Annotated in this window: 19 protein-coding genes; 12 read left to right on the forward strand and 7 right to left on the reverse strand. The window is 29.8% G+C overall.

The window, feature by feature from the left end; genetic code table 11:
• Nucleotides 1-101: 101 nt before the first annotated feature.
• Complete coding sequence (locus ACZ5SO_RS00300) at nucleotides 102-452, reverse strand: hypothetical protein (RefSeq protein WP_464625968.1); 351 nt, start codon at nucleotides 450-452, stop codon at nucleotides 102-104.
• A 609-nt stretch (nucleotides 453-1,061) separates the two neighbouring features.
• Here ACZ5SO_RS00300 and ACZ5SO_RS00305 point away from each other — a divergent pair.
• From ACZ5SO_RS00305 to ACZ5SO_RS00330, 6 genes are all read left to right on the forward strand, one after another.
• A complete protein-coding gene (locus ACZ5SO_RS00305; RefSeq protein ID WP_464625969.1) occupies nucleotides 1,062-2,039 on the forward strand; it encodes a tripartite tricarboxylate transporter substrate binding protein in 978 nt (325 codons plus the stop codon).
• Nucleotides 2,040-2,136: 97 nt separating this feature from the next.
• On the forward strand, nucleotides 2,137-2,616 hold the full coding sequence (locus ACZ5SO_RS00310; protein WP_464625971.1) for a tripartite tricarboxylate transporter TctB family protein: 480 nt from the start codon (nucleotides 2,137-2,139) through the stop codon (nucleotides 2,614-2,616).
• Nucleotides 2,617-2,635: 19 nt separating this feature from the next.
• Nucleotides 2,636-4,135, forward strand: a complete 1,500-nt coding sequence (locus tag ACZ5SO_RS00315; RefSeq protein ID WP_464625973.1) for a tripartite tricarboxylate transporter permease — start codon at nucleotides 2,636-2,638, stop codon at nucleotides 4,133-4,135.
• Nucleotides 4,136-4,148: 13 nt separating this feature from the next.
• Complete coding sequence (locus ACZ5SO_RS00320; RefSeq protein ID WP_464625975.1) at nucleotides 4,149-5,288, forward strand: NADH:flavin oxidoreductase; 1,140 nt, start codon at nucleotides 4,149-4,151, stop codon at nucleotides 5,286-5,288.
• A 12-nt stretch (nucleotides 5,289-5,300) separates the two neighbouring features.
• A complete protein-coding gene (locus ACZ5SO_RS00325; RefSeq protein WP_464625976.1) occupies nucleotides 5,301-6,299 on the forward strand; it encodes a LacI family DNA-binding transcriptional regulator in 999 nt (332 codons plus the stop codon).
• Nucleotides 6,300-8,300 carry an FAD-binding protein gene (locus ACZ5SO_RS00330; RefSeq protein ID WP_464625978.1) on the forward strand — a complete coding sequence of 667 codons (2,001 nt, stop codon included), beginning with the start codon at nucleotides 6,300-6,302 and terminating at the stop codon, nucleotides 8,298-8,300. It abuts the gene before it with no gap.
• A 28-nt stretch (nucleotides 8,301-8,328) separates the two neighbouring features.
• Here ACZ5SO_RS00330 and ACZ5SO_RS00335 read toward each other — a convergent pair whose 3' ends face one another.
• The gene (locus ACZ5SO_RS00335; protein ID WP_464625979.1) at nucleotides 8,329-9,102 is read right to left on the reverse strand and encodes a 3-ketoacyl-ACP reductase; all 774 of its coding nucleotides are present in this window, start codon (nucleotides 9,100-9,102) and stop codon (nucleotides 8,329-8,331) included.
• Nucleotides 9,103-9,193: 91 nt separating this feature from the next.
• Between ACZ5SO_RS00335 and ACZ5SO_RS00340 the strand changes: the two genes are divergently transcribed.
• The 3 genes from ACZ5SO_RS00340 to ACZ5SO_RS00350 all read left to right on the forward strand — a co-directional run bounded on the left by ACZ5SO_RS00340 (nucleotide 9,194) and on the right by ACZ5SO_RS00350 (nucleotide 13,872).
• Entirely contained in the window at nucleotides 9,194-10,591 is a 1,398-nt protein-coding gene (locus ACZ5SO_RS00340) for an SLC13 family permease (protein WP_464625980.1), read from the forward strand.
• Nucleotides 10,592-11,293: 702 nt separating this feature from the next.
• Nucleotides 11,294-13,015, forward strand: coding sequence for a 2-oxoacid:acceptor oxidoreductase subunit alpha (locus ACZ5SO_RS00345; protein ID WP_464625981.1), 1,722 nt, complete (start codon nucleotides 11,294-11,296; stop codon nucleotides 13,013-13,015).
• Nucleotides 13,012-13,872 (forward strand): thiamine pyrophosphate-dependent enzyme, encoded by an 861-nt coding sequence (locus ACZ5SO_RS00350; protein WP_464625982.1) that lies wholly within the window; start codon nucleotides 13,012-13,014, stop codon nucleotides 13,870-13,872. Before ACZ5SO_RS00345 ends, ACZ5SO_RS00350 begins: the two co-directional genes overlap by 4 nt.
• 130 nt (nucleotides 13,873-14,002) lie before the next feature.
• Here ACZ5SO_RS00350 and ACZ5SO_RS00355 read toward each other — a convergent pair whose 3' ends face one another.
• The 3 genes from ACZ5SO_RS00355 to ACZ5SO_RS00365 form a co-directional block, all read right to left on the reverse strand.
• The gene (locus ACZ5SO_RS00355) at nucleotides 14,003-15,871 is read right to left on the reverse strand and encodes a bifunctional metallophosphatase/5'-nucleotidase (protein WP_464625983.1); all 1,869 of its coding nucleotides are present in this window, start codon (nucleotides 15,869-15,871) and stop codon (nucleotides 14,003-14,005) included.
• Complete coding sequence (locus tag ACZ5SO_RS00360; protein ID WP_464625984.1) at nucleotides 15,868-16,872, reverse strand: YibE/F family protein; 1,005 nt, start codon at nucleotides 16,870-16,872, stop codon at nucleotides 15,868-15,870. Before ACZ5SO_RS00360 ends, ACZ5SO_RS00355 begins: the two co-directional genes overlap by 4 nt.
• Before the next feature lie 483 nt (nucleotides 16,873-17,355).
• Nucleotides 17,356-17,742 carry a YegP family protein gene (locus ACZ5SO_RS00365; RefSeq protein ID WP_464625986.1) on the reverse strand — a complete coding sequence of 129 codons (387 nt, stop codon included), beginning with the start codon at nucleotides 17,740-17,742 and terminating at the stop codon, nucleotides 17,356-17,358.
• 267 nt (nucleotides 17,743-18,009) lie between these two features.
• Between ACZ5SO_RS00365 and ACZ5SO_RS00370 the strand changes: the two genes are divergently transcribed.
• Nucleotides 18,010-18,426: an ArsR/SmtB family transcription factor gene (locus ACZ5SO_RS00370; RefSeq protein WP_464625988.1), complete on the forward strand. Its 417-nt coding sequence runs from the start codon at nucleotides 18,010-18,012 to the stop codon at nucleotides 18,424-18,426.
• A gap of 55 nt (nucleotides 18,427-18,481) precedes the next feature.
• Here the strand turns inward: ACZ5SO_RS00370 and ACZ5SO_RS00375 are convergent, their stop codons facing one another.
• Nucleotides 18,482-21,196, reverse strand: coding sequence for a bifunctional diguanylate cyclase/phosphodiesterase (locus ACZ5SO_RS00375; RefSeq protein ID WP_464625989.1), 2,715 nt, complete (start codon nucleotides 21,194-21,196; stop codon nucleotides 18,482-18,484).
• 219 nt (nucleotides 21,197-21,415) lie between these two features.
• Nucleotides 21,416-22,378 carry a LysR family transcriptional regulator gene (locus ACZ5SO_RS00380; RefSeq protein WP_464625990.1) on the reverse strand — a complete coding sequence of 321 codons (963 nt, stop codon included), beginning with the start codon at nucleotides 22,376-22,378 and terminating at the stop codon, nucleotides 21,416-21,418.
• A gap of 177 nt (nucleotides 22,379-22,555) precedes the next feature.
• On the opposite strand from ACZ5SO_RS00380, the gene ACZ5SO_RS00385 reads away from it, so the two are divergent.
• Complete coding sequence (locus ACZ5SO_RS00385; protein WP_464625991.1) at nucleotides 22,556-23,356, forward strand: sulfite exporter TauE/SafE family protein; 801 nt, start codon at nucleotides 22,556-22,558, stop codon at nucleotides 23,354-23,356.
• A gap of 31 nt (nucleotides 23,357-23,387) precedes the next feature.
• The gene (locus tag ACZ5SO_RS00390; protein ID WP_464625993.1) at nucleotides 23,388-24,764 is read left to right on the forward strand and encodes an SLC13 family permease; all 1,377 of its coding nucleotides are present in this window, start codon (nucleotides 23,388-23,390) and stop codon (nucleotides 24,762-24,764) included.
• Nucleotides 24,765-24,799 lie beyond the last annotated feature (35 nt).

The raw sequence follows: 24,799 nt of genomic DNA on the forward strand, positions 1-24,799 counted from the left end.
ATAAAATTAATCTAAGATATTATTTTTAACTAGTAAACTTATTTAGTTCCTAAAATTTTTAATATATAGATGAGCTATTTTTTATAAATTAGAATTAAAATTTAGTCATCTTCGTAAAGTTCATTTATCGTATCCCAAGCAGTTGCTTCTCCCTCTCTTAGGCTACATAAAAGTTTATATTGATTTAATAATGATGTAAGATGTACTATTTTAATCTCTTGTGGATCTTTAAGGCCAATAACACTTTTTATTTCTTTACTGTCAGAAGAAAGAGACATAACTCTTTCATATTCTTTCAACATTTTTTCTTTATTAAAGTGAAAAAAGTCTTTTATATCTAAAAGAAGTGTTGGCATGTAATTTCTTCTCTCTAAATCCTGTGCTGTTTTTTCAATTTTTGCTTCACTTGAATCAGGATCTAAATCGTTATATTTTTCAAATAATTCATTCATAAATATCCTCCTTTTTTAGGATAATATTGTAATGATTGTATTGCAAGAGAAATTGAAAGAAGAAGTTAACTTTCTAAAAAAAATAAATTTTGTTTTTAGTTATTGTCAAAAATTTATCTGGTTTAAGATAAAAATTCAAATTTTTTTTTACTGCTCAATCTAGTGGTTATATTTGACTTTCAAAGTGCAAAAAATAGAAATATTTATTGCTTGTTTTCTCTTTATTTTTTTAATCTTCTTTGAATAAATTATTTTATCAATTATATTATAATAGATTAATTTTTTTAATTTAAAATCTTATAGTATATAATTTTAAAATTATTTTATTATTTAATATAAAATATAAAACATAGTAAACTATATAGCAATTAACTTAGAAAAAAATGCATAAATTAAATTAAAAATTTGCTTTGAAAAAAGTAGAGTTAATTTAAAATTTTTTTTTAAGAGTTTTTACTATCAAATTTTGCGATTTTAATAACTTTTAAAAAAAGTTCTTGACAGATTACCGATATAGGATAAACTTAGTGATATGCAATTTAAAGTTGCATGCAACAAATTTTTTATAGTGCTATGTACCATTAGCACACTCCGGAGGAGGAGAAGTCAATGAAGAAAATATTAGTTTTTACTATTGCTCTTATGCTTGCTTTCCCAGTATTTGCACAGGGTGTTGAAGAAGAGTCAAGTGAATCGTATCCATCACGTAACGTTCGTGTTATCATCCCTTGGTCTGTAGGTGGTATGACTGACGTATTGACTCGTCCAGTAGCTAGTCATTTAGAAAAGCAATTTGGCGTCCCATTTGTGGTAGAGAATAAACCTGGTGGTGGTGGAGTAGTAGGATCATTAGAAATTGAAAAAGCTGATAAAGATGGTTATGTAATTGGAACAACATCTATGTCTACTGTTTCTGCACAATATGTATCTCCTGTTTACCCAGATATTCATAATGTTGATTTAATCAGCCAAGTTATTACTATCCCAGCAACTGTTACAGTTAATGCTGATAGTCCTTTTGAAACATTGCAAGATTTAATTGACTACGCTAAAGCTAATCCTGGTAAGTTAAAAAACTCAAACTCAGGTTCAGGTGCTAGTGCTCACATCTATGCATCATATTTTGAAGCAATTGCAGGAATTGAAGTAAATCATATTCCTTACTCAGCTTACGCTGAAGCTGTAACTGCACTGTTAGGTGGACATGTGGATATGACAAATATTCCACTTCCTGATGTATCAGCTCATATTGATTCAGGTGATTTGAGACTTTTAGCTATTGCTTCTGCAGAACGTCACCCATCTTATCCAGATGTACCAACTTTAAAAGAACTTGGCATTGATGTAGTAATGGGAAATTATAGTGGTTTTGTAGCACCTAAAGGCACAGATCCAGAAAAAATTAAAATTCTTGATGAAGCTATTGGAAAAGCAATGGCCGATCCTGAAATCCGTGAATTCTTAATTAGTGCTGGTTATCAACCCGTATATTTAAACAGCGAGGATTTCGCTAAAGTTATTTCTGATGCTGAAGATCAATTAGATTTCTTAGTAAATGAATTAGGAATTGAGTTTGTTGATGATTAAAATCAATTTTGATAGAAATATTTAATTTATGCCGTCCTCAACAATTGTTGAGGACGATATTTAGTAAGTAATAAAATAAATTTTGGAGCGATGATTTATGACAAAAAAAAATATGGATATCCTTAGCGGAATTATATTTTTCGCCTTAGCAGGATTCCTTTATATCATGGCAGGTTTTATGCCTACGCGTGAGGGTGGAATAGCTGCACTAAATACCGGATTTTATCCTAAGATGCTCTCTATTCTTTTGGGTGTTTTATCTATTTTGATGATTGTAGGTGCGATTCGTGATCAAGTAGAAACTGAAAAAGTGCAAGTGTGGTTTGCAACTAAATCAGCATTTTTTATGTTTATGATTACCTTTATATTATTAGTGATTTATCCTTTTATTATGAAGAATTTGGGTTTTGCTACAGCTAGTTTCATTTTCATTTCGTGCATGACTTGGTTGTTAAGTGAGAAAGAAAATCGAAAACCCGTATTTATGTTTGGTATCACAGTAGTGCTTACCACAATCGTATATATCATCTTTAAGATGGTTCTTGAAATTCCCTTTCCTAGGGGAATATTAATTTAACATATAAAGGATTTTTACCATGGAACTATTTTCAATGGATTTATATCTTTCAGGCTTGCAATATTTTGCTAACCCAGCTATGTTACTAGCCTCCTTTTTGGGTGTATTAGTAGGTATTATATTCGGTGCATTACCGGGTTTAACTACAACAATGACAATCGCCGTTTTCATTCCTTTTACTTTTGGAATGTCGCCTTTTATTTCTTTTGCTTTCTTGCTTGGCCTTTATACAGGTGCAGTATATGGAGGATCTGTTTCTGCGATTTTAATGAACATTCCAGGAACCCCCTCTGCAATTGCAACTAGTTTAGATGGTTATCCCATGAGTCAGGCAGGAAGGGCAGGTGAAGCAATTGGAATTTCAACTGTTAGCTCAACTATTGGTGGGTTTTTGAGTGTGTTTGTTCTAATGTTTGCAGCACCTGCAATAGCAAGTATTGCATTAGAATTTAGTGCTGAAGAATATGTAGGTATAACTCTTATTGGTTTAAGTATTATAGCTATTATTTCTCCAGGTTCTACAGTAAAAGGTTTGTTAGCGGGAGTTATAGGATTAATAATTGGTATTGTTGGATTAGATCCAATTACTGGTTATCCTAGATTTATTATGGGAAGAGCCGAACTTATAGAAGGAATTGATTCTATTCCAGTTATGATAGGTATGTATGGTCTATCCGAAATGCTTGTTCAGATTTCAAGCGACAAATATAAGGCTACAATAGTGCAAAAGATTAGTAGTATTGTTCCTCCTTTTAAAAGTATAAAACGAATTTTCCCTACAGTTGTAAGATCTTCATTTATTGGTGTTATAATAGGAGCTCTTCCTGCAGCAGGTGGTTCTATTGCTGCTTTAGTTGCTTATGGACAAGAAAAACGTTTAGGTAAGAGAAAAGAACTACTTGGAACAGGAGTTATTGAAGGTATTGCCGCTCCAGAAGCAGCTAACAATGCTAGTACTGGTGGTGCTTTGATTCCAATGTTAACTTTAGGTATACCAGGCGATCCAATGACCGCAGTTTTGATGGGTGGATTAATTATTCAAGGTCTTAGACCTGGCCCTTTACTATTCCAACAACAAATGCCTTTTGTTTCTTCAATATTCATAAGTCTACTTCTATCAGTTGTATTTATGTGTATTCTAGGATTATTGGGTGCTAGATTATACGCTAAACTAATAAGCTTTCCTAAAAAATATCTTATTCCTGCTATCTTAGTATTTGGATTAATTGGTAGCTATGCTATTAGTAATTCAATATTTGATATTTGGGTATTAATTATAAGTGGTTTTGTTGGATTTATTTTTAGAAAAATTTCTATTCCTATACCTCCAATTATCTTAGGAATGATTTTAGGTCCATTATTCGAAAGTAATTTTAGACGTTCATTAATGCTTTCCGAAGGAAATTGGGCAACATTCGTTCAAAGACCTATTAGCTTATTCTTCTTGATTGTTGTAGTATTTTTACTTTCTGGACCAACCCTCATGAAGCAACTTAAAAAATCAATATCACGCAAATAATAAGGAGTTTATAATGCTTGAATCAAATAATATATTGTTTAGTCCTAAAAAAATAGGAAATCGTACTGCTCAAAACCGCTTTGTTGCTCAACCTATGGAAGGTAATGATTCTATTGGTGGAAAAGTTTCAGATCGTTGTATTGAAAGATATACAAAACTTGCTAAAGGGAATTGGGGTGTAATTGTTATAGAAGCTCTATCTGTGAAAGAAGATTCATTAGCTAGAAAAAATCAAATGATTATTAATAGAGAGAATCTACCAGGATATAAAAAACTTGTTTCTGAAATGAAAAAAGCAGATCCAAATGTTTTAATATTATTTCAAATTACGCATTCTGGAAGAAAAAGTGGTAAAGGATTTTCCCGTCCAACAGCTCTATATGATCCAGCACCACATGAACATCTTTTAACAACAGAAGAAATTGATGAAATTCAACGTCTTTTTGTCGAAGCAAGTTTACTTAGTGAAGAGGCTGGTGCAGATGGTGTAGATTTCAAGATGTGCCACGGTTATTTTGGTTGTGAACTTCTTAGACCTGGAAATCAAAGAGATGATAAATGGGGTGGTTCTTTTGAAAATAGAACTAGATTTCTAACTGAATCTGTGAAAGAAATTAAAAGTCGTGTGAAAAATAAAGATTTTATAATTGGTAGTAGAATTAGTTATTGGGAAGGAATTAAAGGTGGTTGTGGAACTCGAGGTGCAGATGATGCATTAGAAGACTTAACAGAGATGGACGAAGTGATTAAACTCATGGTAAAATTGGGATGCGATTATGTAAATATTTCTGCAGGTATTCCTGGATTAACAAGTGAAATAACTCGACCAACGAATCCTTCTAAATACTTTTATTTGCATCAATTTAGATATGCTCGTCATGCTAAAGCTCTAGTAGGAGATGATATAAAAGTTTTTGGATCAGCTTATTCTGTATTAAAGGAAGAAGGAATTTCTCTTGCTGAAGAAAATTTACAACGTGGTGATACAGATTTTGTAGGTTGGGGACGTCAAACTCTTGCAGATCCACTTTTCCCTAAGAGAGTGGCTAACAATGAAATTGTGGATTATTGTAAAGTTTGTTCAGGTTGCTCTAGACTTATGATAAAACAAGAAAAGGTGAAATGTATCATCTATCCTGGTAGTGAAAAATAGGTGAACAATGGTATGAAAAAACGTGTAACTGTTTATGATATTTCTGAGAAGCTAGGACTTAGTCCTAGCACTATTTCTAGGGTCTTAAATAATTCGTCTCTAATTAGTGAAGAAAAAACTAATCTTATTTTGAAAACAGCTGAAGAAATGGGCTATGAAAAAAGATCAATTAAGAGACAAAAAAGGCGAGCTATTATAAATATACGTCTTTTTCTACCTAAAACACAGTTTAACTATATTCATCTTTTTTATGATGTTGCAGAACTAATAGAAGGTATCCAAAATGGTTTTGGTGAAACTAGAGTAAACATAATAACAGGTTTAAATGATGGAGATCTTTCTATATTTGATTCTAAAAAGCTTGGAGATATGGATGGTTGTATTTTTGCATTTACAACACCATCGCCTGATCTCGAAAAACTTTTGGAAGATAGATGTCTACCTTTTATACTTTTAAACCGTTCAAGTCCTAAGAATAATTACGTAATAGTTAATAATACAATAGGTATGAATCGGTTAGTTGAAAAGATGTATCAGAAAAGAAAATCTGAGCTTAAACCTTGTTTTGTGGGCTTTAGTAAATTGCCTTCAGTTAGTAATCAACGTGCTATTGGAGTTCTTAAAGGATGTGAAAAACATAATGTCCCTTTCGATATGGATAGGGATGTTTTTATTGTCGATTCTATAGATGAGCTAAGTAAAAAAGTTCTCCCTATAATAAAAGAGCGAAAATATAATGGGGTATTATGTTTTAATGATCTTATGGCTGTTTCACTATATCAAGCGGCTTTAAGACGCAATTGGCTTGTCCCCGATTTATTTTCACTTTCTGGATTCGATAACTCTCCAATACTTCAATTGATGGAACAGAGAATTGATACCATTGAGTTTTCCCTCTTACAGTTAGGAGAGGTCGCTGGAATTTGGTTAGAATCTCATATAATTAATCGCTCTACTGAACCGATTCAAAAAGCTTTGGATGGGGCTTATATAGCAGGAGAAACAATATAAATGATTGAGACAAATGAAATATATAAATTTCAAAATCAATCACTTCCTATTTATCGCATTGGTGTACTTATTATTGGAACAGGAGCTGCTTCTCTCTCTTGTGCTATACATCTAAATAGGATGGGCTGTAAGAACATGCTCATCGTTACTGATAATCGTAACGGCGGTACTAGCCGTAATACTGGCAGTGATAAGCAAACCTACTATCGTCTTGGAGATGCTAGTAATATCCCAGATTCTCCTTATTTGATGGTTGAATCATATATGAAAGGAGGAGCTACACATGGTGACATCGCGTTTATTGAATCTCAAAATTCCTCTCGTGCATTTTATAATTTAGTTTCTTTAGGAATGAATTTTCCACATAATAAATATGGTGGATATGTTGGGTATAAAACTGACCATGATCCATCATCAAGAGGTATTTCTTTAGGGCCATATACTTCTAGAGAAATGGTTCGTGTTTTGAATGAAGAAGTTGAAAGAAGAAATTTACCAATTTGGAATAAATGTGATGTTATAAGACTTTTGAAAGATAAAACAAATACTATTATGGGAGCTATAATTTTAGATAAAAGTAAATTAAATTCTCCTAATCATGGATTGTTTGTTGTCCTTGCTAATCATGTAGTACTTGGAACAGGTGGGCCAGCTGGTCTATATGCCTCATCAGTATATCCTAGGGTTCATGTTGGAAGCATTGGATTAGCAATGGAAATAGGGGCTGAGTGTTCAAACTTGACTGAATCTCAGTTTGGTATTTCTAGTATATCATTTAGATGGAATCTTTCAGGTAGTTATCAGCAAGTCCTTCCTTGTTATTATAGTACTGATAAAGATGGAAAAAATCCTGTTGATTTTTTATCACCGTATTTTTCATCTTGGAAAACTCTTACTAAGGCTGTTTTTCTTAAAGGATACCAATGGCCTTTTGATGCAGCTAAAATTCCTAATGAAGCCTCTTCGTTAATTGATTTATTAATTTATCAGGAAACCCAGGTTAAAGGAAGAAGAGTCTTTATTGATTTTCGTAATAATTTATTAGGGCAAAAAGAATGGGGGCCTTTTAATAAACATTGTGTAGCTGATGTAGCTAAAGAGTATTTAGATCAATCTGATTCTTGGGCTGATACCCCATTTGATAGGCTGAAATCTTTAAATCATTTAGCAATTGATATTTATAAAAATAACCATATTGATTTAGAGAGAGAGCCATTAGAAATTGATGTTTGTGCTCAACACAATAATGGTGGTTTGAGTGCCGATATTTGGTGGGAATCAACAAATATAGCTCATCTTTACCCAATTGGAGAAGTTAACGGAAGTCATGGAGTTAGTCGTCCTGGAGGGAGTGCTTTGAATTCAGGTCAAGTTGGAGCACTTAGGGCTGCAACGAGAATAGTTGGATATGGAGATATGCCTTCTCCTAATTTAGCAGATTGTGAATCTCAGATAAACCATATAGTTAATATTGTTCAACAATTTACGACAAATCCAGAAAAAAATCTTTTTGAGGCAAAAAAAATAGTTGATGAACAACTGTCTTCCCTTCAACTTAGAATGTCTAAATATGCTGGACCAATTAGAGAATATAAAAGTGTAAAAAGTGCATTAGATCAAGCTAAGAAGCAGCAAGATTTTATTTCACATTTACAAGGGATTCCCGATGTATATATTCCTAAAATTCTAAAATTAAGACACATGGTATTAGCCCAAGTATGGTATTTATTCGCTATAAAGACGTATTTAGAAAATAAAGGAGGTAGTAGAGGTTCCTACCTTGTTGTCTCTCAAGAGGGTAAATTGCCTCACCAGCGGTTAAGTAATTATCGTATGATTGATGAAAATGAATCTTTGAAAGGTTTTGTACATATGATTTCTCTCAGTAATGATAATGAACTTATTTCTACTTGGGTACCATGTAGGAAAGTTCCATCTGAAAGTTTTTGGTTTGAAAAAGTTTGGCGAGAATTTAAAGAAAAAACCTATCTTAACTCATAATGAGGTAAGATAGATAAATATTTTAATTTTATAGTCTAGGTAAGGCAAGGCCTCCATCAACACCGATAATAGTACCACTAGAAAATGGTAGAGTACCTTCAAAGAGGGTGCTCACTGTTTTTCCAATATCTTTAGGTGTTCCCCATCTCATCTGTGGTACTAAGCCCTCTTCTAAAAGTGAATCGTATTTTGATTTTACATTTGAGGTCATATCAGTTTTGATAATACCTGGACGAACTTCATAGACTAAGGCTTCTTCAGAAGCAAGTCTAGTAGCGAATAAAGAAGCTGCCATACTTAATCCCGCTTTACTTATACAATATTCACCACGATTAGTGGATATCATTGATGCAGAAACTGATGTTATAAAAACTATAGTTTTGCCTTTTAAAGAAGATGTTTCTTTCCAACGATTAACTATCTTTTGTGTAAGAAAGAAAGGGCCTCTTAGATTTATATGCATCAATCTATCAAAAGAGTCTGTGCTCATTTGTAACAGTTCTTTTCGTTCATTTGGAGCTACTCCTGCATTATTTACAAGACCATCAAGTGAAGAAGTACAAGCAAAGGCTTGCTTAATTAGTTCATCTTGTTGTTGTTCATTAGAGATGTCTGCTTGAATGATGAAAAATTGTTGATTTTCATTAATAGCTACTTTTTCACAAAGGGCTTTTGTTTCTAAAGCAGCTTCTTTATTGCCGGCATAATTTATAATTACCGAAAATCCGCTAGCGGCGAGTTCAAGTGAAATACCTCTTCCGATACCTCGACTCCCACCAGTTACTAGTATGGTTTTTGACATAAATATCCTCCAAATTGTTGCACGCAACAATTTGAATTGTGATGTTTTTTTTTAACGCTGTCAAGTGTTATTTTAATTAAAGGAAAATAAAATGAAGAGAGAATACCAAGTATTTAAAATGCAAGTTTTAGGAATAATTATTGGATTATTTATTTTGTTACTTTGCATCTTTCTCCCTTTAGAAGGGTTAGAAGAAAAAGGTCAACTTGCCTTAGGGTTGACTTTAATGACTGTTATTTTTTGGGTTTTTCAAGTTGCTCACACCGGTTATGTTGCAGGATTATATTTAATTTTATTAATCGTATTAGATGTAAGTGAACCTAGTACAGTACTTTCGACTTGGACAAGCTCTAGTACGTATTTAATAATAGGAGCATATTTAATTGCAGCGGCAGTAAAATCTTCTTCAATAGCACAAAGGATAGCTTACTCTTTTCTATTGCATTATGTTAGATCTTATAGGACGTTAATTATTTCAATATTTGCTTTAACTTTTATATTAAGTTTGTTTATTCCTCATGCTTGGCCAAGAGCTTTTTTAATTATGTCTGTTATGAGTGTTGTAATAAAAAGTGCTAATATTGAGAAAAAGGAAGCTATTGTAATAGGTTTTGCTGTATTTGCTTCTTCAGTCCCAATTTCGTTAATATTTTTAACAGGGGCAAGTGTTACTAGCCCTTTAGCTTTAACATATGCCGGGTATAATTTATCGTGGTTAGGTTGGTTTAAGGTAATGGGGTTACCAGCTTTTATTTCAAGTATTTTAACCTTGTTGGTATTTCTAAAAATTTTTACTCCTAAAAAAACTCTTAATTTTAATGTTGAAGCTATTGAAAACGAATACAAACGATTAGGGGCTTTTTCTAAAAAAGATAAATATTTGATGATTTGGTTATGTATATCAATATTAGCTTGGTCTTCTGATTTTATTCATGGAATTGATATAGGTTGGATCACTTTTCTTATTGCAATGTTAATGAGCTTTCCAATTTTTGGTAAAGTTATTGAAGCTAAACATTTTAAACAAGTTCCAATAGCAGTATTAATTTTTATTACTTCTGCAACAGCAATAGGGAAAGTCGGTGCAGAAACCGGTATGAATGCATATGTGGCAGATAAAATACTTTTTGAAACAATACCTATGAATATTTTTCTACTCGCTATAGTTGTTACAACTTTCACTTTAGTTGTTCACTTGCTTTTAGGAAGTGTTTTATCTTCAATGGGAGTCTCTATTCCAGCTCTTTTAGCTTATACCTCTACTGTAAATATAAATTCATTAGTCATCGTTCTTTGGGCTTATACTGTAATTGCAAGTCATTATATTCTTCCCTTTCACCATATGAATATTTTAGTTGGGCAAGGAGAATCAAATGGGATGTATTCTCAAAAAGAAACAGTAAAACTAGGTATTCCTTTAATCGCTGTTGTGTATTTTATAACTGTTGTTGTTGAGACACTTTGGTGGAAAGTCATTGGACTTATATAAATTAATTACTATCACGTGAGAAAATAATTTAAAAGTTTTAAGAGAAATTTAAATTACCGAAATCACTAATTTATTTTCTACGTTTTGCTTTTTAATTGAGAAAAATCAAAAAGAAGTGTATTATTGAAGTGTTAGATACTTTACTTAGAAAAATAAATTTTTTTTAAATGTATTTTATCAAAGGACGGTTACAGTTTATAAAATAATTAATAAGCTTTATTTTTTAAGAATTTTAGTGGTATTAACAAAAACAAATTAAAAAGAATTTTAGGTTTAAACAGAATTGTTTATATCGCATTGTTGAATTTCATATAAAGTTTTGATAAACAATAAAAATTTAAAAGATTTTACTCAAAATAATGTAACATCAATTGCATTATTAGATAACTTGCTCATAAAATATTGAGAATTTTTAGATGATGATGGATTAAATATTAAATATTACTCCTAACATATTTAGGTGAATAATTTCACTTAAATACTTCTTCTAGAATATATTGCTCCATAGTGCTTACCTTAAAATAGAATATGAAATAGATTGAAAAGTTAATGTTTAAAATGAAATCTATTTAATTAAAATAGAGGAATAGAAATAACAAATAATAGTTATTTCAGTTTTTAGTGGCAGAATAAGGATAACCTTATTAAGTGTGCTAAATTAACAAAAGGTTTAGAATGAATATTTCATTCTGAGAGGTGTGTATGAGTAAAAAGAATAGCTTATTTACAGAAGATGTTTCTATTGTTTTGTGTGGTAAAGCTGGACAAGGTATTAAAACAATAGAATTAATTTTAGTTCATGTTTTAAAAAAGAGTGGATATAATGTATTTTCCACAAAAGAGTATATGTCTAGAGTTAGGGGAGGAAGTAACTCAACAATCATCAGAGTTTCTAATAAAAACGTTAAATCCATGAAACATAAAATTGATATTCTAATTCCCCTAGATAATCAAGCTATTGATCATGTTTCTAATAGATTGTCAAAAAGTACAGTAATACTTGGAGATAAAGAATTGTTTAAAGATGATCGATATGAGATAATCGATATTCCTTTCACAAAAACTGCTAAAGAAATTGGAAATAAAATTTATGAAAATATTGTTGCTTGTGGTGCTATTTTAGCTCTTTTCAATAATAGTTTAGATATATTAAATGAATATATCGAAAATAAATTCAAAACAAAAAGTAAAGAGATTATTAGTGATAATATCAAAGCTGCCAAAAAAGGTTATGAATTAGGAAAGTATTTATATGATACTTCAGTTATAAAAATAGATATAAAACGTAATTTAGAAATAAAAGATGATTATTTTTTAAATGGCAATGATGCTATTGGATTTGGTGCATTAATGGGAGGTTGTAATTTTATTTCTTCTTATCCAATGTCACCTGGAACTGGTGTGTTAACTTTTTTATCTGAACATTCAAAGGAGATGGAAATAGTCGTTGAACAAGCAGAAGATGAGATTTCTGCAGTTAATATGTCAATTGGAGCTTGGTATGCAGGAGCTAGAGCCTTAGTTACAACTTCCGGTGGAGGCTTTGCCCTTATGGGTGAAGGAATTAGTCTTTCAGGAATTTTAGAGACTCCAACTGTAATACATTTAGCTCAAAGACCTGGTCCAGGAACAGGGTTACCAACTAGAACAGAGCAAGGTGATCTTGAAGTCGCCCTTTATTCAGGACATGGTGAATTTCCAAGAATAATTTTAGCACCAAAGAGTATTGAAAGTGCTATAAAAATAACAGCAGAAGCTTTTAATTTAGCAGATAAATACCAATCCCCTGTTATTATTCTCTCCGATCAGTATTTTTTAGATACTTTCTACAACACCAAAAAACTTGATCTTGATGTTAAAATTGAAAATCATATTATCAAAACAGAAAAAGAATATAAACGATATGAAGTTAATGATAGTGGACTTTCAAAGAGAGGTATTCCTGGTTTTGGAAAAGGTTTAGTTCGTGTTGATAGTGATGAACACGATGAAGAGGGAAGAATCACAGAAGATTTGGATGTTCGTGTTACTATGACTGACAAAAGGCTTAAAAAACTCGAACAAATGAAAGAAGATGTGATTGAGCCAACTTTTATTGGCGATAAAGATTATGAAACTTTAGTTATTGGTTGGGGATCAACTTATAATGTAATAAATGATGCCTTGGCTCAAATTGATAATAATAAGATTGCTTATCTTCATTTTGAACAAGTATATCCAATTAGTAAAAATGTAAAACCTTACTTAGAGAAAGCTAAGAATATTATTATTATTGAAAATAATGCGACTGCACAATTTTCGAAGCTTTTAACAATTTATACCGGTATTCAAATTAAGAAGAAAATATTGAAATACAACGGAATGCATTTTTATCTAGAAGAATTGGTCGAAAAGATCAATAAATTAGCAGGAGATAACGAATGAATAATAAATTTACTATAAAAAATCAAGATATAGCCTGGTGCCCTGGATGTGGAAATTTCTCAATTTTAGAAACAATTAAAATGGCTTTTGATGAACTTTCTCTTGAAAATGAAAATATTGTAATGGTATCAGGAATTGGTCAAGCTGCAAAAATGCCACAATATATTAATACTAATTTTTTTAATGGACTTCATGGAAGAGCTTTACCAGTTGCAACCGCAATTAAAGCTTCAAATCCAAATTTGACAATAGTTGCTGAAAGTGGAGAAGGTGATATGTATGGGGAAGGTGGTAATCATTTTATTCATACAATTCGAAGAAATGTAAATTTGACTAATATAGTACATAACAATATGATTTATGGGCTTACAAAAGGTCAAGCTTCTCCAACTACTCAAAAGGGAATGAAAACAACATTACAAATTTTTGGAGTTACTAATGAGCCATTTAATCCTATGGCAGTTGCAATTTCTTTAGGAGCTTCTTTCGTTGCACGTGCTTTTAGTGGTGATAAAGATAAAACTAAAGAAATTATTAAAAAAGCTATATTACATAAAGGCTATGCTATTGTAGATATTTTCCAACCTTGTGTCTCTTTTAATAAGATAAATAGTTTTAAATGGTTTAAAGAAAATAGTTATTACTTAGATGAGAATTACGATCCATATGATCAAGAGGGAGCCTTTAAGAAAGCTTTAGAGACAGACAAATACCCTTTAGGAGTATTGTTTATTAATAAAGATCGTACTACTTCTTTTGAAGATAATTTAGTTGCATATGAAAAAAATAAGGCACCATTGTTTGAAAGGACAAGAGATATTGAAGATGTTAAGGTTTTATTAGATAAAATGAAATAGAACTTAATGTATCGTAATAATTTATATAAGAACCTCCAAAGTAGACAAAATAATTTTTGAGAAACTTTGGAGGCTTTTTTTGTTTAAAATCTTACCTAAAATAAATACAATTTAGATATGATTAATTAAATTAAAGATCATAAATATTAACAGCTTTAACATTTAATGTTCTTCCATCTTCAGATGAAGGAATTATAATTTCTCCATTTCTAATCATTTCAATAACTTCTTCTTTGTTAAAGGAATCTCCCATTCCAATTAACTTCCAGTTATTATCGCAGATAGGGCTTAATTTACCATCTAATTCTTCTTCAACATATTTAGCAATTAAAGCTCTAACTTCAGAATTTAATTGGTCTTCGTTATAGCTATCATAGTAAATATCGTCATCGGTTACCCAACCGTTAGTTTTTAGAGTACCAAATCTATAATTGTTTACAGCTAATTTGTAAACTTTATTTGGATCGATAGGCTCACCATTAATTGTAGGATTAACTATTCTATTGCCAGCTTCTTTACTAATATCCACTGTATAATCTATGCCAGCAAACATATCATAATTATATCCTCTAACATTAGGATTAAATGATATTGTTACATCACCATCTTTATATGTATTATAGTAACTTACGCTCCATTCCATATAATCTAGTAAATTCTTACCTGTGATGTTTACACCCATTAGAGTGTTATTATATTTGTAGATAAATGCAACATCTTTTTTCTTGAAGTCACCTTTTTTAAGAGTAGATCCAAAATTAAATAATGCAGCAGATGAAATTTCAGCATTAGCATATTTCATTTGAACTGTATTAATTAAATCTATTACAGCTGTATCTTCAATTTGAGTTCTAGGCATTGTAGTTACATCATCTTCTCCAGTTATATAGTCAACACCTTCTGGTAAGAAATCTTCAGTAATAGTACCAATTACAGTATTTGCATTTTCAACACTCTTTTTGTGAACCCATTCAAATTCATCTAAGATTTCTTGAGCTGGTTCTTCACCTTTAGTTACGTCATTTTGTGCTTCTATATTAACAATTTCCCATTCGCCATCAACTTTTTCTAAGTCGATTTTACCGATAGAAACTTTGTTACCATAACAACCAGGTTCTAATACATAAGTGTCATTAACTTTTTCACAATATGTTGCATGTTCATGGCCAGCTATAATTAAGTCTAATTCAGGGATTTGTTCAGCTAATTGGAAAACACCACTGATATTTTCTTCTTCATATTGACCATTTCTAGAAATATGCATTGCAGCAATAATAACATCTACTTGATCTTTAATCTCATTTACAACATCAACAGTAGCTTGTAATGGAGAGATAAAATCTAAGCCTTGAAAGTGTTCTGGAGCAGAAGCTTCCCATTGAGGTACATGAGGTGCAACTCCACCAATTACAGCAACTTTAACACCTTCAATATTGAATATTTGGTAAGGTAATAAATAATCACTTCCATCAGCAACATTTTTGATATTTGCACAAACAACTCTTCCTTCAAATGCTTCGAAGTTTCTTTCTAAGAAAGGAAGTCCAAAGTTGAATTCATGGTTACCTGGGACCCAGACATCATAGTCCATCATATTTAAACATTCTACCATTGGGTGCACATCCATATCGTTGAATAATTCTGCACTATTGTCTTGAACAGTATCACCAACATCAATTACCAATGCATTTGGATATTCCTCTCTCAAATCCTTAATGAATGGATAAGTCATAGAGAATCCAGCATCATTATCTTCTGCATCGATAGCGTATTCATAAGGATAAATACGTCCATGAACATCACTAGTTGCAGCAACTGCAATAGTAATTGTGTCTTGATCCGTTGGCTCACCTTTAACTACTTCGCCTTCACGAACATAATTAAATTTTTGGACTGTGGCAACTTCCTCTGTTACTACAGGTTTTTTCGTTGTACAACTAAATAATAGAGACAACGAAAGGGTCAACAATAAAACAAATCTGAATTTTGTTTTTTTCATTTTTTCCTCCTGAAATTAAGCAATATTGCACATATTGCCGTGAATAACACACTTGATACCATTCCAATTGAGCCGCAAAGAGCTTGAAGAATATTTATAACAATTAATGGAATGTTTATAAATTGCCGATAGGACATATCATATCCCCATATCATCATTGCGAGAGGCAATGATGCTCCACAAAAGGCTAAAACTAAAGTATTAGTCATAGTCCCTATGATATCTTTTCCAACGGCTAATAGTGATTTAAATAAATCAGGTTTTTCGATATTAGGATTAGCAATTATTATTTGCTCACAACTACTTGCTATTGATATTGCAATATCCATTGTTGCTCCTAGAGATGAAAATAATATAGAAACAAATAATAAATTTTTAATTTTAAATCCTCTATCTTGTGCTAAATATAATAAGGCTTCACCTTTTTCCATATCTACACCAGAGAGGTTTAGTACTCTTCCCATAATATAGCTTAATAAACCAGCAAGAGTTATGCCACATAAAGTCCCCAAAGATGCAATTAATGCTTTTCTTGAAAGACCTGCAATTAATAAATAGCTAACTCCACAAATTACAATAGAACTTATAATTGCAACTAAGATTGGATGAGGGCTCCACATTCCAGGTACAACAACATACAGTAAAATTGAGGCAGTAAAGGCTAAAGCTAACAAGCTATTTAACCCTTCTTTTTTTCCAATTAGTAAAACAACGACAATAAGTAATAGAGCTAAGAAATAAACACCAGCTTCTCTTTTATAATTATATAACCAAACAACGATTTTCCCATTTGAATCTGTTCGAACTGTAAATATAGCTTTCAATCCTTCATAGGCGTAAGCACTTCTTACTGAACTTAAGGTGTGAGTTATTGTAAAGGTTTTACCTTTTTGGCTACCTTCTTCAATTAGAACTTTAAAAGTTTGATTTCCTCTATAACGATTTGCAACAAAGGGATCTTCCTCTGTCTTATCGTCTAGAATTTCTATAACAGTGCCCAACACAAATTCTTGATTGAAAATTGAACTTTTCTTGTATTTTTGTGTAAATACTGGAGCAACTTGTGAAACTAAAAATATTAATAATAATATAGCTATTGTAGTTCCAATTTGCTTTTTTATTATTAGCTTGTTAATTTTTTACCTCCCCACCATTTTAAGGGTGGACTATTAGTATAATATGTAATTTATCATATATCAATAAATATCTTTTTTTCAATAATTATCAAAAAATTAGTTTAATTGAATTATTTAATGCAATCCCTAGTACTTTTTTCTAAGGTTAATTAGTTGCAGTAAATATTGCAAATTATTATTTTGAAATTTTAATTTACTATATGTGAAAGTTAGGGGAAATAAATTTATCTAACAATTATGAGAATATAAAAGATTAGGTATATACAAGAGAAAAACAGTTGATATGTAGAAAAAAATATTCGAGATAATTTTCTCGAATATTTTATAGTTCTATATTTTATTTTTGAATTATTTTTTTAAAAGATTATCATCTATTTGTGCATTGTCAACTGCTCTAGAAATTGCTTTTATTCCATTAATGCATCCATTTTTAGAAGAGTATCCATCTTCAGAAATTGCTACATTCATTCCATTAGCTGCAATCATTCTGTACCTAAATAAATTTGCCTTATCTAAATAGATTTCAAATTTTGGACATTTTTTTTCGATAGGTTTTTGTAATGTTTGGTCTTCGATTTCACTATTTGAATTCTTTTTAATTGTTTCAATACCGGCGATACAATTTGCTTTTGTTGCATAATTTTTGCTTGTTAGAATTGTCATGGAATTTGCCGCAGCTAGGGAGAATCTAAAGAATCCTTTTGGTGTCTTTTTTATTATGAATTTTCCTGGCATTTTATTTGCTCCTTAATTTGTTTGTGTATTTATTTACTTATGAGTGTATCGGATAAATTTATTGATGTAAACCATTAGTTACCTATTTAGGAGAAATAAAAACTGAAACTTATGTAATAAGCAATATTTTTTATTAAACTAACATGTAATAAGGTGATAGGTTGACTATAAATTGATTTTTGATGATTAGAGTTGACAGATAAATTTTATATTTCTATAATTTTACATATGCATTTTTATGCATATTATTTAGTAAGGTGGTAATGAATGGAAAACGTAGAGATAAATCCTTGGGAGCGTTATACTATAATTTTTAAGGCTTTGTCGGATTTAACTAGATTAAAGATTATTTGGTTACTTCTTTCAATTGATTCTAAAATAAGTGTTTCTGAGATAATTGATGTATTAGAGGAAAATCAATATAACATTTCAAAGCATTTAAGAATTCTCAAAAATGCTGGTCTCATATACGAGAAGAAAGAAGGGAAATGGTCTTTTTATCACTATAGAAGTAGTAATGATGAATTTGATAATGCAATTAAAGAAACTGTTTTATCTATTCCAAAAGAATTAATGGAAGAGGAAGTTTTCCGCTGCAAAAAACGATTATCTATGAGAGTTGATGGTAAATGCGTTGTCGGTGGAAACAGTGAAAAGTGGAAATCTCTTTTAGATGCTAAATAAAGTATTTTAATTGTAAATAGTCTTTACTTAATTTTATATTGGTGATAAATAAAATCTAAAATTTATTAATATACTCAATAAATTCATTTAGCTCTAAAGGTTTGCTGAAGTAATATCCTTGAATATTCCCACAACCTAAAGCTTTCATATAGTTTAATTGATCTAACGTTTCAACTCCTTCTGTAATTAGATCAAGGTTTAATTCAGTTGCAATTTTTACAATGATTTTTGCTATGGATCCACTATCATTTTGTGGGTAATCTTTAATAAAAGATCTATCTATTTTTATTTTATCTATTAATAATTTTTGTAAATAACTTAGTGATGAAAATCCTGTACCAAAATCATCTATTGCAATATCTAAGCCTAAGTTTTTAAATTCTACTAATTTAGTATTTACGTTTTTAATATCAGAAACTAATACATTTTCTGTTATTTCTAATTCAAAATTAGATAAATTGATATCATATTTTTTAGATAGCTCTAGTATTTTGTCAATTATATTCTCATCATTGAATTGAAATGGAGAAATATTAATAGCAAATTTAAAGTTTTCAGGTAAAATATCTTTTATTTTTTTAAAGTCTTTAAAGACTTTTTCTATAATCCAATATCCTATATCGAGAATAAACCCATTTTTTTCAGCAATTGGGATGAAAATATAAGGGGAAACTAACCCTAAGGTTGGATTATTCCATCTAATTAAAGCTTCTGCACCAACTACTTTATTGTTAATGCTATCAACTTGAGGTTGGTAAGTTACAAATAATTCATTGTTAGATATTGCATCTTTTAGATAAAGACTCATTAAATATTGTTTTTTTATGTATTCTCTAACATGTTGAGATGAAAATACTAAGTTTTTATTTTGATCTTTTGCACTCTCTAATGCCATTTTAGAGCTATTTAGTAACTCAATTGCATTCTCTCCATCTTCAGGATATATGGAAACCCCACCTTTAATGTTGAAAAATATATCTACATAATCCTTATAAAAACTCTTTTTATTTATAGTTTTAAAAAAGTTTATAACGAATGATTTAATTTTTTCTTTATCATTTATACTGATTATGCCTAGTACAAAAGTATTTTTTGAAAGTTGAGCTAATAAATCTTTCTCGTTAATTAATTGCTGAATGTCTTTGATAAATTTTGTAATTACATTACTGAGTTCATTTTTATCTTTATTTAAGGTTACAGTTTCTAAATTGATGATTGAAAAACAAAATATTCCAAAAACTTTTTTATCATTCTTTTTGATTTGTGTGTCTATAAGTTTAAATAATAAATTTTGATTTGGTAAATTTGTCTCAAAGTTATAATTTTTTATTTTTCTTAAATTTTTTTCAGTTTCTTTTTCTTTTGTTAGATCAGAAAATATCCCTACATACTTTTGAATTGATGAAGTATATTTATTCTCAAATGCATATATTTTTAATAGTTTAGGGAATAATAATCCATTCTTTTTTTTATCCCATAATTCACCAATCCAATAATTATTGGTGTTTATTGAATCCCACATTTTTTTATAAAAATTATTTTGATGTAATCCTGATTTAAAAAAGCTTGTTTTTTTACCTAGTATTTCATTCTTAGTGTAGCCTGTTATTTTTTCATAAGCTTTATTGACAAAAATGATATTAGTTTTTTTATCTGTGATAACTATTCCATCATTAGTATTATTAGCAATTAACGATGTTAGAGCTAATTGCTCTTTATCTTTGTTAATAGTGAATATAAATTTGTTCACAAAAAATGATAGACAATTTATTAAAATTAAAATAAATAATTGTAATAAAGTTAAGTTGAAAAAAATTAGATTATCCATAATAGGTAGATCATTTATGTTGAAGATTTGGATCAAGTAAAAAGTTAAAGCTTCATTATTTTCTTGAGAACTAATGTGAGATATGAAGTAAACAGTCTCATTGTCGATATGTGGTTTATTTAAATCTTTTTCTTTTTCAAAATTTGGTATTATATCTTTAATATTATAATCATAATCATCAAACATGAATGAAAAAGTAATATTTTCATCTTCATTAAATAGGTAGTAGCCTTCATTATTTACAAGATACGAATTTATAAAGGGCGTTTGATCAATAGTCGCATTTTCTTTTATGATATCTAATATTTCTGAAGCATAGTAATTAATTACAAGAGTTCCAAAAAATTCATTATTTTTATAAATAGGGGTTAAAACTCTAAATAGAGGGTTATAAGGTTTCTCTATTTCACCATTCTCGACATTTAAATCAAGGGGTGAAAAATAATACTCGCCATCTAGTAGATTTTTTGTTTGTTGGAAATAGTATCTATCTCCTTTGTATTGTAATTTATCATTAGCAACAATTTCAACTTTACCATAATTATTATTGACTCTAGCTTTTTCAAATCCATCTTTATCAAGAAATCGAATTTGAGCAAAGTTTTGTTTTGTTTTTGCAAGTCTGTAGAATAATTGATTTAAATGTTCTGTGTATTCTTCATTTGGATTCATTAAATAATCGTTGAATTCATTTGATTCTTTAATAACTAATAATTCTTCTTTGATTTCTTTTTGAAAATAATCAACTAAGAGTGAGACTTTAGTTGATATTTGTTCAGTATCTTTTAAAATTAAATTTATAGAATTTGTTTTATTGATGTTTAATAGGTAGTTAAAGAATAAAATATAAAGAATTGAAAAAGGGATAATGAAAAATAGAGTCCTTCTGATTATGTGCAAATAATCCCTCTTTACTAATTTATTATCTTTACTTTCATCCATTTTTTTTAGCCGTCCTATTCTTATGTCTAAAAATTAAAGTATTATTTTGTATAACTAATTGTTTTGATAATATATTAATATAGAGTCATAAGCAAGAACAAAAATAGATTAAATTTGTTATTAAACTACCTTGTTAGGATTAATATAAAATTTATAGTTACTAATAAACAATTATTAATATTATTTTATTAATTTAAAAAAACTGTTTTTTTATTATAATTATTTAAACGGTTTTTTTAAAGCTAAATATTCAAAAGGCTCTTTTGCAAATTCATCGCCAAAATTTTCTTTAAAATATTTAATAAAAAATTCAACTTCTTTAGAAGGTTTATGTGTTTTATTATATGCGAAGGCAAATATTCTATAAGTTGGAAATTTGCTTTTAATATGGTAATAATTTACTTTATTATTTTGTTTTTCTGAAAACCAATAAGGGACTATTGAGAGACCAAGTCCAGTTTCTACTAAAGAATTGCTACTATCCCAATTATTACATACAAAAATGTTATTTGGTCTAAATCCTGCTTCATGAAAAATAGGTGATAAAAATTCTTTATATGCTGTTGCTGCTACTGATATAAATGGCATATCTTTGAACTTTGAAAGAGTTGCGAATTTTGAATTTTCATCTTCATCAATCAAGGAATTAGCAACGTGGTTTTCTGGTACTGCTAAATAAAATTCTTCATGTCTAATGGTCTCATATACCAAATTAGGATGTGAGTATAAAGCTGGAAGTAACAAAAAATCAAGTTTTTTATCTAAAAGTTGTTGAGTAAGATTTTCAACAGAATCTTCGGTAATATTAATTGATGGTAAATTAAATTCAGCTTCATCAGATGTTATTTTTTGTAAATATTGTAAAGTATAACCTGCAGGCCAGCCAAATTTTATTGTTTTATTTGTTGGTTTTGCTACATTTTCCATTTTTCTTGTCATATCTACATATTGGTCAAGTAAGGTTTTTCCTTCAGTTAACAAGATTTTTCCAGCTTCTGTTGGAATGCATTTTCCTTTTTGTCGTTTATATAAAGGATATGATAGCTGTGCTTCAATACGTTGAATGTATTGAGTCAATGCTGGTTGACTTATATATAAAAGCTCAGAAGCTTTAGCAAAACTTCCGGCCTGTTCAATTGCAAGCATAATTCTAATAGTTCGTAATTCAATATGTAAATCCATTAATATTATCTCTTTTTTTAGTTATAAGATTTTGTTATAGGATGCTATTGTATATTAATATTTTACATTGTTCAATTTAAATGATAAAAATATATTGATTTAAATGATAAAAATATATTGATTTTAAATTATTGAGTTTAGCTAGCAAAACTAATTTCTTTTTCTTTGGAGTAAACTATGAGCAGTTTTTTTACTATGAACTATTTTTTGTGCGGTATTGCACAATTATTTAGCCATATTATTTTAGGATGTACTGGATTTGGAGGAACTGTTGTTGCAGCTCCTTTTACACAAAAATTTTTAGGAGTTAGTATAGCTATTCCTTTTGGAAATTTAGTAACTTTCCCAGTTCTAATTGTAATTCTTGCAAAAGAATATAAAAAAATAGATTGGAAAAATCTATTAATTATTGTTGGAGTTATGTGTTTAGGTTTGCCAATTGGGCAAGCATTATTTTTAAAAATGAGCGCAAATGTTGCTAAAGTTAGTATTGGTTTTATTGTTACTGTTGTAGCTATTCTAGGTGTATATAAAATGTTTATTAAAATTCCTAGACTTGAAAAAAGTGGAAAAACAGTAGATGAAAATAAACCTGATACAATAGTAAACAAAGTAATACGTTATGGTTGTTTATTTTTAGGCGGTATTGTTCATGGAGCTTTTGTTATTGGTGGTCCTTTAGTTACTGTTTATACTATTGCTGCTGTAAAAGAAAAAAGTAAATTTAGAGCAACTATGACTATGGTATGGATGATTATCAATACTTTGAATACAATCAATGCATATAGAACTGATCAACTTGTTCCAGGTGTTTGGAAAGCTCTTGTTTTAGGAGTTCCTTTAGCCTTAGTCGGTTTTATTATTGGTAACTGGCTACATAATAAAATAAACCAAGAGAAATTTATGAAACTTGTATATATCGTTTTAACTTTTGTTGGTTTAAATATGTTTATCAGAGCTGCTTTAACATTTATTTAAAAAAATACTGAAATTATAAAAGGAGTCATAAATGCAAATAGCAAAAACTAACAGAATTAAATGGTATTGTACAATATTTATTCCTATACTGCTAGGATTTGTAATGAATTATAACCACGTGGATCCTAAAATTTCTCTCTTTTTTACCATTAGTTTAATTGGAATTTTGATGTTCCTTTTTGAACAAGTACATATGGTTGTAACATCAGTTTTGCTTATGGCTGCCTATGTTCTTTTGGGTATAGCACCTATGAATGTTGTGTTTTCAGGATGGATGCAAGAAAGCATTTGGATAACCTTTGGGTGTTTAGTGTTAGTATTAATTTTGGGAAACACATCATTAATTGAACGAATTACTTTCCACTTAATTATTTTAAGTGGAGGTACTTACAAGGGTATATTATTTGCTTTGATAGGTTTGGGGATTATTGTTAATCTTCTTGTTCCTGGAGTAATGGTTGGTGTAATGATTGCGGCACTTGCATATAGTCTTTGTCAAACTTTAGATTTAGGAAAATCTAAGGCTGCCGCTGGAATCATGATTGGTGCATTATGTGTAGGGTTCTATGATGTAGAATTATTTATTTTATCACCTGGAAACTATACTTTAATTACTAATTCAGCCAAATCAATAATCGATTTAGAGATGAATTATTGGATTTATTTTAGGGATAATGTTGTATTCATTCCTTTCATTTTCATCGAAGCTTTAGTTTTAAATAAAATGTTTGCTCCGAAAGAAATGGGTAATGTTACAGAAAAATTCAAATCTAAATTACAGGCTTTAGGAAAAATCTCATATGATGAGAAAAAGTTAATAAGTGTACTTTTTCTGCTTTTAGCATTTTTAATTTTGCAACCATTGCATAATATTTCTATGTGGTATGGATTTATTTTTGCACCAATGCTTTTGTTCTTTCCAGGCTTTAATTTAGGAAAGAAAGAGAACATAGAAAAAGTTAATTATAGTATTTTAATTTTTATGGTTGCTTGTTTAGGTATTGGCTTTACAGCAAATTATCTAGGTTTAGGCGATAAACTAGCTTCTTGGGCTGTTGATAACCTAAATTCAAAAAACTCCTCAGGGTTTATAGGATCCATCTTTTCATTAGCAGTAGGTATTAATTTCTTAATGACTCCATTTGCTGCTATGAGTTCATTAGGTGGAACATTGGCACAGATTGCATTAAGATTGGATATTAGTTTTTATCCAATTACTTATGCTTTTTTCTCTGGTTGTCAGACTATAATTTTCCCTTATGAGAGTGCGTTATATGCAATTCTTTATGGTTTTGGAAATATGAGACTAAAAGATTTTGCTTCGTTTATGTTTATAAGAGCTCTAATGATGTTTGCTTATATAGTAATTATAGGTACAAATTATTGGAAGTTGTTAGGATATTTATAAAAATCAAAGATTCTTTATTTTAGGAGATAAAACAA

This window comes from Pleomorphochaeta naphthae (genome assembly GCF_055396005.1).